This is a genomic window from Pleionea litopenaei, assembly GCF_031198435.1.
In the GTDB taxonomy this organism is placed as follows: domain Bacteria; phylum Pseudomonadota; class Gammaproteobacteria; order Enterobacterales; family Kangiellaceae; genus Pleionea; species Pleionea litopenaei.
Genome location: NZ_CP133548.1, coordinates 4,269,037 through 4,285,916 on the forward strand (window position 1 = coordinate 4,269,037; position 16,880 = coordinate 4,285,916).

General features: G+C 44.6%; 5 protein-coding genes. All 5 read left to right on the forward strand.

Going from position 1 to position 16,880, the window contains the following annotated elements:
• The first annotated feature begins 244 nt into the window (after window positions 1-244).
• The gene (locus Q9312_RS18990; protein ID WP_309202436.1) at window positions 245-7,477 is read left to right on the forward strand and encodes a DUF7933 domain-containing protein; all 7,233 of its coding nucleotides are present in this window, start codon (window positions 245-247) and stop codon (window positions 7,475-7,477) included.
• Between the two features lie 126 nt (window positions 7,478-7,603).
• The gene (locus Q9312_RS18995) at window positions 7,604-10,741 is read left to right on the forward strand and encodes a CRTAC1 family protein (RefSeq protein WP_309202437.1); all 3,138 of its coding nucleotides are present in this window, start codon (window positions 7,604-7,606) and stop codon (window positions 10,739-10,741) included.
• Window position 10,742: 1 nt separating this feature from the next.
• Window positions 10,743-13,031, forward strand: coding sequence for a thioredoxin domain-containing protein (locus tag Q9312_RS19000; RefSeq protein WP_309202438.1), 2,289 nt, complete (start codon window positions 10,743-10,745; stop codon window positions 13,029-13,031).
• Between the two features lie 118 nt (window positions 13,032-13,149).
• Window positions 13,150-14,862, forward strand: a complete 1,713-nt coding sequence (locus tag Q9312_RS19005) for a bifunctional sulfate adenylyltransferase/adenylylsulfate kinase (protein WP_309202439.1) — start codon at window positions 13,150-13,152, stop codon at window positions 14,860-14,862.
• A 164-nt stretch (window positions 14,863-15,026) separates the two neighbouring features.
• Window positions 15,027-16,832, forward strand: a complete 1,806-nt coding sequence (locus Q9312_RS19010; RefSeq protein ID WP_309202440.1) for an SLC13 family permease — start codon at window positions 15,027-15,029, stop codon at window positions 16,830-16,832.
• Window positions 16,833-16,880 lie beyond the last annotated feature (48 nt).

A 16,880-nucleotide genomic window follows, 5' to 3' on the forward strand; every position in this document is an offset into this window, starting at 1 on the left:
GTATTGTTGTAAATGTATGAGCTAGGTTGTAAAAGTTTGAACTAGGTCACATTGAATAGTAGCACCGGGCCCAAGTAACAGCAATCTCGAATACCTAATAAAAGGGTTCGAAAAACGAATTATTTCATAAGATTAAAGCTACAAACCGTCTAAGCGAAAAACTACTTGGTTGTTATCAAGACTGTCGTCTAAACTGTGTGACACTGTTCACAAATAATAATGACACACTTCGAAGGGGGTACTGGTGGATTTTCATTCAGCAGGAAAGCAGTCTCGCAGGTTTTTAAAATCATTAATCTTATTATCATCAGCAGGCATCAGTGGCGCTTTATGGGCGGTTCCCCCAAGCTTCTCCACCAGCTTTAACTCCTCCACCATTGGCCCGGGCAACGAGTCAACCTTGACTTACACCATTACTAACGGTGATAGCTTCGCAATTACTGATTTAGCGTTTTCCAATACGCTGCCTGCAGGGGTGACTATTTCGGCTAACCCAAATGCGAGTTCGACGTGTTTAAATGGATCGTTTTCTGCTCCTGCCAACGGAACGACCATATCGATCGCCGACTATGCCGTCGAACCTAACTCAAGCTGCAATGTAACGGTCGCTGTCACCGCGAGTGCCGCCGGCAGTTACAGCAATGTGACGGATGATTTGACGTCGAGCGAAGGCAATAGTGGAACAGCCTCAGCGACGTTAACGGTTGATACTGGACGCCCTAATATTGAGCTATCGATCACACCTAGTTCAATGAGTCGTGGTGACATCGCCCAAGTACAGGTGGTTTTCGATAATTCACTCAACGGTTCGTTAGAATATAACTTTCAGTCGACCATCAGTTTACCTGGCGGATTAGCCGTTGCAGATTTTCCTGACGTGCAAACAACTTGTACCAACACTTCCGTGACGGCTAACTCAGGTTCAGACGTAGCAACCATTACCCCCACCGGAACCATGACGCTGGGCGCAGGAGCGAGTTGTACATCAACGTTTAATGCAGTCGCCACTGGGGTTGGAAGTTACCTGGCAACCAGCAGTTTAACCTATCTCGATTCAAATACTTTTACGAATACCGTCGCGGGCTTTTCATCTGCCAGCGTTGATATTGCGACGTCAGCTGCATTAATTTCATTTTTGAATAATCCGGTCGCTCCGGGAAGTTCGACCGACCTAGAAATTACCTTGGCCAATACTGACCGGTCGAACTCAGTGACCAATGCCGCTTTTACGATTGATTTAGATGCCGCGCTCTCAGGCTTAGTCGCAACTGGTTTACCGCTTTCCGATATCTGCGGCAGTGGCTCGTCAGTATCTGGCACGTCTGTTTTATCGTTTACGGGAGGAGCGATCTCTGCGGGCAGCACTTGTACCTTTACTGTCCCCGTTACTGTGCCGGGTGGAGCGGCCGTCGGCACCTATACTGGCACTAGTTCAGACATTACCTGGGATATTGGTGGTAGCGGTGAAGTGAAAAGTGGTGCCAATTTTTCATTGAGTATTACGCAAGCACCAACTTTAGCGATTAATTTTGTTGATAGCGATGCAGTCGGGGGCGGCTCGACCAACGTCGAATTTACCATTACCAATACAGACTCTGCTAATGCGGCGACGGCGATCACATTTCGAGCGAGCATCAGTGACTTAGTTTCCGGCTCGTCATTTTCAAGTTTACCGGCGAGTGGCTATTGTGGGGCTGGCTCTACGGCCAGCCAGGCGGTTATTACCGATGAGCTATACTTGCTTGTCTCAAACGCACAGTTAGCGGCTGGAGCAAGTTGTACTTTCACCGTAGGTATAAACATTCCTCAAGGCGCGCCAGCCGGAGTCTCAACGCTTCAGTCGTCGGACTTTTCTGCCACAGTGAATGGCTCGACATTAACCGGAGAAACGGCAAGTGACAGTATTAATATTGTGGGTGGACCATCACTCAAGTTAGCATTAAGTGAACTATCGATTAATCCAGGCGATACAACGACGGCAACCTTTACTCTGGCTCACAGCGCCAGCGCTTCAGCGAACGCAACAAGCATGGCTTTCACGCTTGATCTTGATGCGGCCATCTCAGGTTTAACAGCGGTTGGTCTGCCTTCTGTAGATGTGTGTGGTACGGGCTCGCAGATCAGCGGTACGAGTACTTTAACGTTTACCGGTGGAAGTCTTGCTCCCAATGAAACCTGTAGTTTTGATGTCACATTACAAACCCCCGGCAGTGTTAGTTCGAATATATATACGCTTACGACTAGCAGCCTTGACGCTCAAGTCTCAGGGCTATCAACGTCTTCGATAGCGGGCTCAGCGTCTTTGCAGGTGTCGAACCTCGAGGCTGCCATGGCGTTTACTAATCTGCCGGTCGCGCCTGGTGGAACCGCGAATTTAGAAGTAACTTTAACTAATGCTAGTGCGACAGAAGCGCTAAGCGCTGTCGTGTTTACTTCGAGCATTTCGAGTACGCTAAGTGGAATGACGGTCACCGGATTACCCGCCAACGATATCTGTGGTGCTGGTTCACAAGCGACTGGAACAACTACTTTGATAGTAAACAATGGCAGCCTAGCGGCGGGCGGAAGCTGTACTTTTACCTTGAGCTTAAGTGTTCCTGGCGGAGCCAGCGATGGTACTTATCCATTGGTAACCAGCAATATTGGCTTTACTGAAAATGCGGTCAATATCAATATCAACAAAATCAGTACGACTTTGATCGTAGAAACGGATGTTGCGCCCAATGTCACTTTAACATCATCCGCTTCACCCAGTACCAGTGTCAGTCCGATTCCTGTCTCGATGGTGTTCAACGAAGATGTGACGGGATTTGATGTTTCCGATTTAACCGGCAGCGTCACCAATGGTTCCTTGAGTAATTTTCAAGCAATTTCAGCGTCTGAATACTCGGTCGATATAACCCCGGCAGCAGCTGGAGACGTTACGCTGCAAGTTCCGGCGAGCTCTGCTATCGACAGTGGAACCAATGGTAACAATGTATCTGATGTACTTACGATTACCTATGATCCCGTTGCATTTATTCTTCCGACGGCTGTCATTGGCGCTCCGGATCAATCATTGACCAATACAGGACCGGTTAATTTTGCGGTTACTTATTCTAATGCTGATCAGGTGAGTCTTGATGATGTCGAAGTGGTTCTGGTGACCACAGGCACGGCAACCGGTGATGTCTCGGTAGCGAATGGAAATACGACAACGCCAACCGTTACCTTGTCAAATATTACAGGAGAAGGAAGCATTGCCATTAGCCTGACGTCAGGCACCGCTCGAAACAGTTTTGGAAATGCGGATGCGGTTGGCACAAGCGCGGCATTTAATGTTGATAATACGGCTCCGGATGTGTCGATCTCTTCGGCAGCACCTGATCCCACCAATGCTGCTTTTGATGTGACGTTTACCTTTACTGAAGCGGTTAATGATTTTGTAAATACCGATGTTACAGCATCAAACGCGTCGGTTTCGACCTTATCCGGTGGCCCGGTTGTTTATACCGCAACAATAACGCCAGACACGGACGGAACCGTGACATTGGATGTACTCAACTCTGTTGCTTCAGATAGCGCAGGAAATGGCAACACCGCCGCAACCCAATATAGCGTTCTGTACGATGCAACGGCACCCAGCGGGTATGATATCAACATTGACCAATCGTTTATTAATGCGGCCAATGATACGGCGATGAGTTTTAGTTACACCGGAGCCGAAGTTGGCGCTGATTATAATTATTCGGTCTCTGACGGATCGTCCCAAGTTTCTGGCGTTGGTACCATCGCGAGCGCGAGTGATAGCGTCACGGGTATCGATGTGAGTGGGTTGGCTGAAGGAACCTTGACATTAACCTTTGTGTTAACGGACCCCGTTGGAAACATGGGTGTTGCGATTACCGATACCGTAATCAAGCAATACAATGATGCACCCGTGATCACCGAGGGAGCCACCATCACGGTTAACATGAGTGAAGATAGCACTCCTACCGCATTTAATTTAACGTTGAATGCAACGGATCCAGAAAATGAAAGTTTAACTTGGAGCGTGATTTCATCGGCGATCAATGGTGTAGCGGATGCGACGGGCACAGGCAACAGCCAAGTGGTCAGCTATACGCCTCTTGCGAACTACAACGGCAGCGATAGCTTTGTGGTTGAAGTGACTGACAATAATGCGCTTGAACCTTTGACCGATAGTATTACCGTTACCGTACAAATCACGGCGGTCAATGATGCTCCGACATTTACGTCCAGTGCTCCAGTCGTAGTGGCTGAAGACGCACTTTATACGTATTCAATAACGACAAACGATATCGATGCTGGTGATACATTAGCGATTACTGCGAGTGTTATCCCTTCGTGGTTGAGTTTAGTCGATAATGGTAATGGCACGGCAACCTTAGCTGGCTCTCCAACCAACGATGATGTCGGTGTGCACTCAGTTACTCTTTTGGTAACTGATAGCAGTGGTGCATCGGACAATTCCGCGACACAAAGTTTTAGTGTGGCGGTTTCTAATACCAATGATGCACCGACCTTTACTTCAACTCCGGTGACGGTCGCGACGGAAGATCAGGCCTACAGTTACGCTGTCACTGCCGCTGATATCGATGTGGGTGATAGCATCGCGATCACCGCGACAGTATTACCAAGTTGGTTGACATTAGTCGACAATGGAAATGGAGCAGCGGTCTTATCGGGTACGCCACTCAATGAACACGTTGGAAATCACTCGGTTACCTTAGTCGTGACCGATGATAGCGGTGATGTAAACGATACCGCGGCTCAGTCATTTGTTGTTGCGGTGGCCAATACCAATGATTCTCCCTCGGGCTTGCCAGTTATAACGGGGACTTTGCTACGGAATGAAACATTAACCGCAGACACCTCTGGGATCAGTGATGACGATGGTTTGGGAACCTTTAGTTATCAGTGGTTGCGAAATAGCAACCCAATCGCGGGTGCTTCATCCGCAACATACACGCCGGGCGTTGATGATGTCTGGCAAATACTGAGTGTAACGGTTTCGTACACTGATTTAGGTGGCAATCCAGAATCGTTAACCAGTGCTCCAACTGGCGCAATTTCTGATCTCGATTCGGATGGTGATGGAATTTACGATTTAGAAGAGGGAACTGGCGACAGTGACGGTGACGGTACTCCTGACTATTTAGATCCCGACAGTGATAATGATGGTATCCCTGATTCTGAAGAGGGAACTGGCGATAGTGATGGCGATGGCACTCCAGACTATTTAGACACGAGCCTCGATGAAGACAGTGATGGTATTCCAGACATTATTGAGTCGGAGAGCAACCGCGATACCGATGGTGATGGTTTGCGAGATTTTGAAGATCCTGACAGTGATAATGACGGACTAACTGACTTAGAAGAATCGGGAGTTTCAGGTATCGATACCGATGGTGACGGTATCGATGATTACTATGATGTTGATCAAACCGGAGGTGTCGACGCTAATGGTGATGGCATTGATGACGCGGTCATGCCACTCGACTCTGACAATGACGGCATTCCTGATTACATTGATCGCGACAGCGATAATGATGGCATTCCCGACGCTTTAGAAAATGAGTTTGCTTTCCGAACCGTGAGTTTGAGTAAAGCTATGAGCTACCAGAGAATGATGGCCATCGATACCGACGGTGATGGAATCTTAAATCATGTTGATCCAGACAGTGACAATGATGGTTTGAGCGACGCGATTGAAGCGCAAATCGTTATGGTGGATACAGACGGTGATCAAATCATTGATCAGTTCGATGTTGACGTAACCGGAGGTGTTGATGCCAATCAAGATGGTGTCGATGACAACGCAACACTCGTAAATTCTGATAACGATAATACACCCGATTTGTTAGACCTAGATTCCGACAACGATGGTCGGTTTGATATCGTTGAAGCGGGATTAATTGATAGTGACTTTGATGCGTTGATTGATAACCCAACCGATGCAGTTGTTATCGCGCCCGATACGGATAATGACGGCACACCAGATTACCTCGACCTTGATAGCAATGATGACTCAACCTGGGATATCGAGAGCACTGGAGCGGCGACTCTCGATCTAAATGGTGATGGGCAAATTGATGATGCATCGAGTGACCCAGACAACGATGGTATTGTCGATCCGCTCGATGATGAGCCTAATCAGTTTGGAACTCAGCCAGATCGCGATGGTGATGGTGTTCCGGGTCGTATCGATCGAGACGATGATAACGACGGTATTTCCGATGTTGCTGAAGGCTTGCTTGATAGTGATGGAGATGGACTGATCGATGCGTTAGACAGTGACAGCGACAATGACGGATTGAATGATGCGTTTGAAACGGATCGTCCTCGGTTAAGTGGCATAGATATCGATCGCGATGGTATTGACGACGCTGTTGATGTTGATTTTGTGGGCGGAAATGACAGCGATAATGACGGTGTCGCTGATCAGTTTAGGCTTGCTGATACAGACGGAGATGGCACGCCTGATTATCTTGATACTGATAGTGATAACGACGGGATTTCAGACCAAGAAGAGCAACTGACGGTAATTCTTGGTGGAACTGATGTCGATAATGATGGACTGGATGATGTCGTCGATGCGACGCAAACCGCAGGAGATGACGCAAACGGTGATGGACAAGTTGATCGTTCGATTGACTCGTCAGACTTAGATGGCGATGGTTTACTTGCTTTCCGAGACAGCGACACCGACGGCGATGGTATTGCCGATGGTGATGAGAATGGCGATTTCAATAATGATGGTATTAATGATCGCTTACAGACCGATCCCGGAGTATCTGTTGACTCAGGTAGCGGCTCTGTTGGATGGATGATGTTAGGGTTGTTGGCTCTGTTTCCATTGCGCAAACGCAAAAAAGGTAAGACAGATTTAAAACTGCCTTTTGCTCGCATATGGCTGGGTTCATTTGTGTCGTTTATTGCATTGAGTGTTCCTAGTCTCGTCAGTGCCGATGACCAATGCTTACGTGAACAAAGTTCATGTTGGTATCTTGGGTGGGGTATTGGTCGCGCGCAACATGATATCAAAGATGGGCAAAGTGCTTGGAAGGTGAGTGACAATGATGGTCAATACGGCACAGTATTTGTGGGTGTCGACTTTAGCTCTCACTTATATTGGGAATTAGCGTATGAACAGTTAGGGCGTGTTCAACTTCGAAACCAAAATCCAGCCATTAATGTACCTGGCAGTGTTCGCTTCGACAGCTTGAGTACATCATTGGGTGTATGGTTAAGACCGCACTCTGCGGACTGGAATTTAGGTCTGTCGGCGGGTATTTCGGTGAGAGATGAGAAACCTCAAAATGTTCAATTTAATAGTGGTGATGACTCTATGGTAATGTACGGAGTAGCTGTGAAATGGAGCGTGACAGAGACCACCGATATTAAAACCAAGTTTACCTATTATGATAACGATACAAATGTCTTTGGCGTGTACCTAATTCAAAGATTTGACTGATAACGAAGTAACCGATTAATCATAAGTTAATTTGGCAACTCAAAGGGTTGTCCTTTAAAACCAAAAATAAACAGGCTGCTCAGATTTCTAAATGAGCGGCTTTTGTTTTTTAAACCTAGGGAATAGATGATGACAATAAAAAGTAAACTAACCTATATTTCATTAGCTGCATCTCTTCTGGCATCTTTTCCTGCCTTAACGGCACAGCCAGTAGATACCATTATCAACGAAATTAAAGAGCTAGAGAAAAATCGAGACCCAAAATGCTATGCAACGGCATCACGATTAGAAAACTTTATGTTTGGTACGCCACTTACCAGCGATGCAAGGTTTAACAAAAATCTTTCTCAAAAAGAATGGGCGAGAGGCGTCTGGAAGCACGCGTCGGCAATCGCAAAGAAACAAGGGAAAACAGAAGTTAGTAAAGATGTGTTAATGCAAGCAATTGAAGAAAACTTCAAGTTTTCTCAGGGCGCGGATGGTCATTGGACAGTGACGTTTCCTAAGAATAGAGAAATTCGAATTAATCAAGTGGATAAACGACACTACTCAACGGTTGCTTATGCCTTAAGAGCAATATTGGCCGTTCAACAAGAAGCTTTACTGAGTGGTGATAGCACTCTAATTCCGCTAACGGATGATGCGGTCAAAGAGTTTAAAGAGAGTTTGGATTTTTTAAGTTTGTCGGTCTTAAAAGTAGCCGACACGCAAGCTCGAAATGATAATCAATATGAAGTGTCATTGAATCTTTTTAACGATACTTGGAGAGCATTGGCTGGTAATAAGTTTGAAAAAATAAACAAACCTACCATTGCGACGAATGCACCTGTTTCATTAGCCTTAGTTAAAAAGATTATTGCCCAAAAGGTAGCTTCTTATAAGGTGTACAACAATATTGCTAATCAACTTTTTGTGAGAAACCTGCAAGTTTACTACGCGCGTCTAACGTGGCCTGAAGGTGAGCAAGAAGGTGCCAGTTTTAAGAACTTATTTGAAAAAACTATGATTCAATTTGCGCACGATATCTATGTCGGTGCTGAAAAAATTGCTATCAAAAATGGGCACTCAGTGATTCAGGAGAGTGATGTTAGCGAACTTATGGAAGTCTTTATTCCTCATCAAATAGATGAATATGAAGATGCGGTATTCTTTTATCACTTGCCGCGCGACGAGCAAATAAAACTTGAAGCTTATGATATGGATTCCTTTCGTGACAGTGGCATTCACTGGCGGTATTTGGAATATGTGATCGATAACCCTTCATTTGTCTCTTATCGACAGCCAGATCCTTTCGCATTAGAGCTAATCGTAGAAAATATTGCTCAGTTTGGTGTATTAAGTTTACGTGTCGCTGGTATGGTTGGTAAAGAAAAAGGCGCAGAACGCTTAAGTGAGTCTTTGTATATTGAAGGTTTAAAAAGAATCCAAAGCAAGATCAATAAGCACGTAGCAACCACACCAGAGCAAATTAAAACGAACCAGCTCGCATCAGCGACAGAGGCGAAAACGTCCGTCAATTCATCTGGAAAGATGTTCACTGACGTATCTTCTCAAATGGGTGTTGATCATCTACATCGTTCTGCAGATTGGTTAAATCGATTGCTTCGCAGTTACTTAAAGAAAACCGATGAGGTTGGTGTGATCACAATTCCTCCTGCATTTGGTGGAAGTGGTGTTGCTGCTGAAGATCTTAATAACGATGGCTACATGGATCTGTTAGTGCTTAGTGGCATGGGTAATAAGCTGTATCTCAATAGAGAAGGTAAAAGGTTCGAAGACGTAACAGAGAGTGCTGGCTTAAACTGGATTCGTGAAGAAGACAATTTACCAGGTGAAGTACGACAACCCATCATTGCTGATTTGAATAATGATGGACTTCAAGACATCGTTATCACTTACGTCAATGATAAGCATCGAGTATATCAAAATCTTGGAAATGAAACCTTTAAAGACGTTACTAATATTGCTTCACTTGGTGGCGTAGGTTTAATTGGCGGGCCTGCAACGGTCGCCGATTTTGACAATGATGGCTTACTGGATATTTATGTGACCTACTTCGGACACTACACCAAAGGAATTCTTCCAACTTTAAAACGACGAAATGACAACGGCCTTCCGAACCAATTATTTAAAAATATTGGGGGGTTTAAGTTTAAGAATGTGACCGCTGGCAGCGGCACAGACAACACTGGATGGACGCAAGCCGTCGGACATACTGATTTCAATAGAGATGGTTTACAAGACATTATTGTGGGTAATGATTTTGGAGTGAATGCCTACTTGCAAAATATGGGTAACATGAAGTTCAAAGATGTGTCGAGTGACATAGGAACGGATAAACCATCATATACGATGAATATAGGCATTGCCGATTTAAATGCTGACCTATACCCAGACATTTATATTTCTAACATTGTGACCATGAATAAAGATGAGAAGTACGTTCTACCAAATGAAGACACAACGATGAAGTTTAATGCTGAAAAACTTGCCAATATGCGAGTCGTTGAGGCAAATGACCTGTTTTTGTCGGGATCAAATACCAAAGGAGAACTTCAGTATCAATTGAGTGATGCCGTAGGGCGAGGGTATTCCTCTACAGGTTGGTCATGGGATGCAGACTTCTTTGATTTCGATAATGATGGTGATAATGATCTTTATGTACTGAATGGAATGAATGAGTTCAATATTTATTCTAGCCGAAATCCTTACTATCAAGATCCCAACGATAAGGCGATGAAAGACATATTGATGCCTGTATCAGATAAAGAATCGAACGTCTTTTTCATTAATCAAGGTGGTCGATTGCTCAACCAATCAAAACTATCAGGATTAGACTTACTCGGTAACTCGCGAAGTGCTGCTTATCTTGATTTTGATAATGATGGTGATTTAGATATCGCGATGAATAACTTCCATGAAAAAGCCAACTTTTTTGTGAACAACTTATCGCGACCAGAGCACAACTGGTTGAAAATTAAGTTAGAGGGTGATCCAAGTAAAGGTGTCAGTCGAGATGCGGTAGGTGCGACGATTCTTGTGTATACCGAAAGCGATCAGATTATTTGGCGCGAAGTTCATAGCACTATCGGATACCTTTCTGTGCACCCAAAGGAACAGCATGTCGGATTAGGCGCCGCGCAAGTTAAGAAGATAGAAGTACTGTGGCCGAATGGGAGTAAGCAAGAGTTTTCGGGTTTAAAGGTGAATAAACAATACCTACTTAAGCAATCCGGACAAGCACTAGAGTTTGCTAAAAAGTAATATGAGAAAAATAGTGTTACTCATCGTAATGAATGTTGCGATGTATGTTAGTTTAGTGGAGGCTCAAGAGTATCTTGAGCCTCCACTACTACCCAAGACTGAAAAACAGCTGTTTAAACAGTGGGAGCGAGTTGCATCTACACGCGGTAAAGCAGTGAAAGAAAGCCTAGAAACCGAGGGGCTTTATTTGAACCAACTCATCAATAGCTCTTCTCCCTATTTATTACAACATGCCTTTCATCCAGTGAACTGGAAGCCATGGAGTACCGATGTTTTTAATTCGGCGAAGTCAAGCGGTCACTTGATTGTTCTCTCTATCGGTTATTCAACATGTCATTGGTGCCATGTAATGGCAAGAGAGAGTTTTTCTGATGAAGAGGTCGCGACAGCAATTAACAAAGATTTTTTAGCCATTAAAGTTGATCGCGAAGAATTACCAAACATTGATCATTATTATAAAAGCTTGTTAGAAGTCGCAAAAGGAACGGCAGGCTGGCCTATTACGGTCGTTATTGATTCAAATGGCACGCCAATATTTATCGACAGCTATCTGACAAAACAACAATTGTTGAATCTGCTTCCTCGCCTGGCTAAATTATGGAGGGATAATCCATCCTTTTTATTAGCTACCGGAAAAATGCTTGAAAACTCGCTATCGAAGAGTGATGTGAATCGTGGCTCAGATAAAAAGTTGTTAGCGTTAGATGAAGTAATTGAACGATTGAGTAATAACTTTGATTCGGTTAACGGTGGAGCTCAAGGGAACACTAAATTTCCCAATGAAGTGATGCTGAATTTTTTAATTAACTCTCTTCGATGGGCCGAACCTAGCAATCGAATCAGTGAACTAAATAACAATAAAGTTGCGAATTTTCTTGAAGGTACGCTCGAAATGATATCGAGTAGAAATTTAAGAGATCATATAGAAGGTGGTTTTCATCGATATGCAACCGATAGCGAATGGCTAGTGCCCCATTTTGAGAAAATGCTTTACAATCAAGCTCAACTATCTTTAGTGATGCTGGAATATTCCCGATTTTCAAATCAGGAATCGTATCTTAATATAGTTAATGAAACATTGAGTTTTATTTTGCGGGCAATGTACCATAACGATAAAGGGTTTTATTCAGCCTTAGATGCGGAGCTAGAACAAACGGAAGGTGGATTTCATACCTTCAGTAAAATAGAGTTGGAATCGTTGGATTTAAACCTAGAAGGCGTAGTGATAACGCCCTTCAAAGATCGTTTTATCGTTTCATTTGTCGACGCAAATACAAAAAGTAAAGCGATAATGCAGTTGCATCAACAGCTGTTAACCATACGACAATCAAGAGCGTCACTTCATCGTGATGAGAAAATCATTACTTCTTGGAATGCGTTGACCGTCAAAGCTTTCGCTCGTTCCTATATCGTTCAACACAACCAAGAGCATCTCTCTATATCAAAACAAATAGCAGAACGACTATGGCATCGCTTTGACAAGCAAGAAGGGACGTTAATGCGCTTGTCGGATGATTCTAATAAGACGCCCTATTTATTGTTAGAAGACTACGCGTTTTTAGCGGATGCGTTCATCGAGCTGTATGATGCTACCAGTGACAGACTTTGGCTCAACCGTGCAACAACATTGTATGGTGTTCTAGAGCATAAGTTTTATCAAGACGATGGGACGCTATTGGCAAGCTATCCTCACCAAGCTGGTATCGCCAATGTTCGCTTACTCGATGATGAAGTAATGACGCCTGCTGCAGTGGTCGTCGAAGTTGCCGAAAAGTTGCATCGTCGTGGGACATTAAAAGCACCAGAAAAGAGAATTCCTCAGCTACTTAATCGACTGACATCTGTTGTGAATGAACAACCTCAGGCAACTTTAGCACTGGCTGACGCTTTGTACCGGTTGAAATTTGGAAGTCGTCAAAGTGTGCGCTACTTTGCGCAAGGTTTTGGCAAAGTTGTCTCGAAATGCATGGAGGTTGTATCCAACCGATGTAATAAGATGTCCTTCGATATTCAGTTAGCAGAAGGTTGGCATATTAACTCAACCCACCCGAAACAAGATTATTTGCTGCCGACCGTGGTTCAAAATGTGAGTGACACTAAGATTGAGTACCCTGCAGAGCGCTTAGTTAAGTTGGGTTTCGAGAAAGAGCCTTTAAGTGTCTTTGAAGGTTCTTTTTCAATCAAGCTCTATAAGCAAAAAGACTTCGCTACCCAAGTTATTGAACTTCCTTTACAAGCTTGCAGTGACTCCATCTGTTTACAGCCTGAGCGATTGAGCTTTCGTTTTTAATAACCAAAGTTGCTAAGCATATAGCCAGTATTCAGTGTTTTCGCGCGTTAGATACTATGGTAAAATCGCGCACGTTTTATCCAGTCAGTACACACTTTGATTAATAAAGGAACAATCAATGTCCAATTTGAATGCCCCTCATGGTGGTGAGTTAGTCGACCTCATCGCATCTGAACAACAACTAGAAGGTTTAAAGTCTGAAGCCGGTAACTTAGCTTCTTGGGATTTAAGCCATCGTCAGTTGTGCGATATTGAATTATTGTTGAATGGTGGTTTTTCACCATTAAATGGATTTATGACAGAAAGTGATTATCAGTCAGTTTTAGATAATATGCGCTTAGCCGACGGTACTTTATGGCCGATGCCAATCACCCTAGATGTCTCTGAAGATTTTGCGGCCAAGGTTGCGGTTGGCGATAAAGTCACGTTACGTGATCCTGAAGGCGTGGTGATTGCGGTTCTTGAGCTATCTGATAAATGGGTACCGAACAAGACCGAAGAAGCAGAAAAAGTTTATGGTGCGGCCGACGAAGCACATCCCGCGGTAAACTATTTGTTCCATAAAGCGGGCAATGTTTATTTAGGTGGTAAGGTAATCGGGTTAGAGCTACCCAATCACTACGATTACAAAGCATTGCGCGACACGCCTGCAGAGCTTCGTGCCAAGTTCGCGAAATGGGGCTGGCGTAAAGTGGTGGCGTTCCAGACGCGTAACCCAATGCACCGTGCGCATCAAGAGCTAACATTCCGTGCGGCGCGTGAACAAGAAGCCAACCTATTAATTCACCCGGTTGTAGGTATGACCAAGCCTGGTGATATCGATCATTACAGCCGCGTTCGTTGTTATGAGCACATTTTGAATCAGTACCCGGAACAAACCACTATGTTGAGTTTGTTACCCTTAGCAATGCGAATGGGTGGCCCACGTGAAGCTTTATGGCATGCGATTATTCGTAAGAACTATGGCTGTACTCATTTGATTGTCGGCCGTGATCACGCTGGCCCAGGTAAAAACTCTCAGGGTGAAGACTTTTACGGTCCGTATGACGCTCAAGAATTATTGCAGCAACATGAAGAAGAACTCGGCATTAAAATGGTGCCTTTCCAAATGATGGTTTATGTGAAAGAAAAAGCCGAATACATGCCGATTGATGATGTTGAAGAAGGCATGACGGTTCTTAATATTTCTGGAACCGAAGTTCGTCGTCGTTTACAAGAAGGTTTAGAAATCCCTGATTGGTTCTCTTACCCAGATGTTGTTGAAGAGTTACGTAAAACCAAACCCCCTCGTCACAAGCAGGGCGTCACCGTTTTCTTTACTGGACTATCGGGTGCCGGTAAGTCAACCATCGCCAATGCGTTAATGGTTAAATTGCTTGAAATGGGCGGTCGCCCGGTGACTTTACTTGATGGTGATTTGGTTCGTAAGCACTTATCGAGCGAATTAGGTTTTAGTAAAGAGCATCGTAACATCAACATTTTGCGTATCGGATACGTGGCCAGTGAAATCACTAAAAATGGTGGTTTTGCGATTTGTGCTCCTATTGCCCCTTACAAACAAACGCGTCGTGAAGTTCGCGAAATGATTGAAGAGCAAGGTGGATTTGTTGAAGTGCATGTGGCGACTTCTCTCGAAGAGTGCGAACGCCGCGATCGTAAAGGACTGTATGCATTGGCACGTGAAGGTAAGATTAAGGAGTTCACAGGAATATCCGATCCTTATGAAGCACCAGAAACGCCTGAACTTTATATCGACACCGTCGATTGTACCCCTGATGAAGCGGCACAGCGTGTGTTGTTAAAGCTTGAAAGCATGGGTTTTATTAAGTAAAAGCTTTGCTTACGTTGTTTAAAAAGCCGAATTTATTCGGCTTTTTTCAATTTGGGGCGATAAAAAATGTTTGCGACGCGTTAACGATTGAAATCGATGCGTTGTTTTGCATGGATATCTTCAAAACTACCGACTGTGATGGTTGTGTAAGGTAAAAAAAGTTTATGGAAAAATTTTGGGTATTAGGTACGGTTGCAGCTTGTTTTGCGGCATTACTCTTCAGTCGTAAACCCCCTGACTTGATATTCGCGGGCGGGCTCTTACTGTTGCTTCTCACTCAAAGTGTGTCCGTGGAAACCGCGTTGAGTGGGTTTGCAAACCCCGGCCTTATCACCATTGCTTGTTTGTACATTGTTGCTGCGGCTATTCGCGAGACTCAAGCGTTGAAGCCATTAATGAACTGGGTATCGTCGGGTAAACCCTCCGATCGAGTGTCTCTGTTTAAATTCACTTTTCCGACTTCTTTATTAAGCTCCTTACTTAACAATACACCCATTGTGGCGGCGTTGATTCCAGAGGTGAATCGATGGAGTAAGAAGTTAGGAAAGCAACCCAGTCAGTTTCTATTACCGATCAGCTATGCTGCGATTCTAGGCGGAACCTGTACCTTAATTGGAACCAGCACCAATCTGTTAGTGTTTGGTTTTGTTCAACAGTCTTCCTTTGCCGATCAGCTGGGCTTTTTCGATATTAGTCTCATCGGTGTTCCGGTGACTTTAGCTGGCTTGCTATACATATTAATTGCGTCTCGCTGGCTTCTTCCTAAACGAGCCTCATCAGAGTCGACCTTGCGTAATACGCGAGAGTATTGTGTTGAAATGATTGTTGAAGACACCGCGAGTATCGTTGGTAAGTCGATTGAACAAGCGGGATTACGTCATCTCCATGGATTGTATTTAATCGAGGTGGTTCGAGGAAACTTGGTGTTAGCCGCGGTTGGGCCGAATACGATTTTAGAGGCCGGCGATCGACTGGTCTTTTCTGGGCTGGTTAACTCCATCAGTGAGTTGTTAGATATCGACGGATTGACGCTCGCCGAAGAACAGGTCTTTAAGTTAAGCAGCGACGAAACGAGTGACTCTGAGTCACAAGCGGCACGACGGTTTGGTCAAGCAAGATTAGTCGAGGCAGTGATAGGTAACAACAACCCATTCATCGGCAAAACCATCAAACAAGTAAAGTTTCGGAAGCACTATAACGCCGCGGTTATTGCCGTGGTTAGAAACGGTTCTCGGGTAATGCAGAAAACCGGCGATATTATGATTCGACCTGGTGATACGTTATTAATGTTGGCACGACGCAGTTTTACCGAGCAACATCGTTATTCGCGCGATTTTTTGTTGGTTAATGGTCTAGAAGAATTGAGTCTTGATAGTAACAGCAAAGCGCCATGGTGTTGGTTAGCTATTGGAAGCATGGTCGGTCTGGCAAGCTTTAATATTGTGCCTGTGGTTATTGCGGCAATGGTTGCATCGGCCATTGTGTTGCTTAGTCGCTGCGTCACATTTGATCGGGCAAAACAAAGTCTCGATTTACAAGTGTTGCTAACCATTGGGCTGGCTTTCGGAATCGGTGGTGCGCTGACCGACTCTGGAGCTGCCAACATGCTAGCGACGAGTGTACTGTCAGTCTTTGGGCAAAATCCATTGGCGTTATTGGTTGCCGTCTATTTAATTACGGTTTTATTGACCGAAATGGTGACGAACAATGCGGCGGCAGTCATTTCCTTTTCTCTGGTAGCAGGAATCGTAGAGTCACTGGGGTACAACCTGATCCCTTACGCCGTTGTAATTATGGTTGCAGCCTCAGCGAGTTTTATTTCGCCCATGGGTTATCAAACCAACTTAATGGTTTATTCTGCGGGCGGCTATCGCTTCAGCGATTACCTCAGATTCGGACTACCTTTAAGTTTAGTCGTCGGTGTGCTGACCTTGGTACTGGTACCGATATTTTGGACACTTACCCTCTAATCATTGTTAAGCAACGCTTCAAATCGATTAGAGGGACTAAGAACTGCG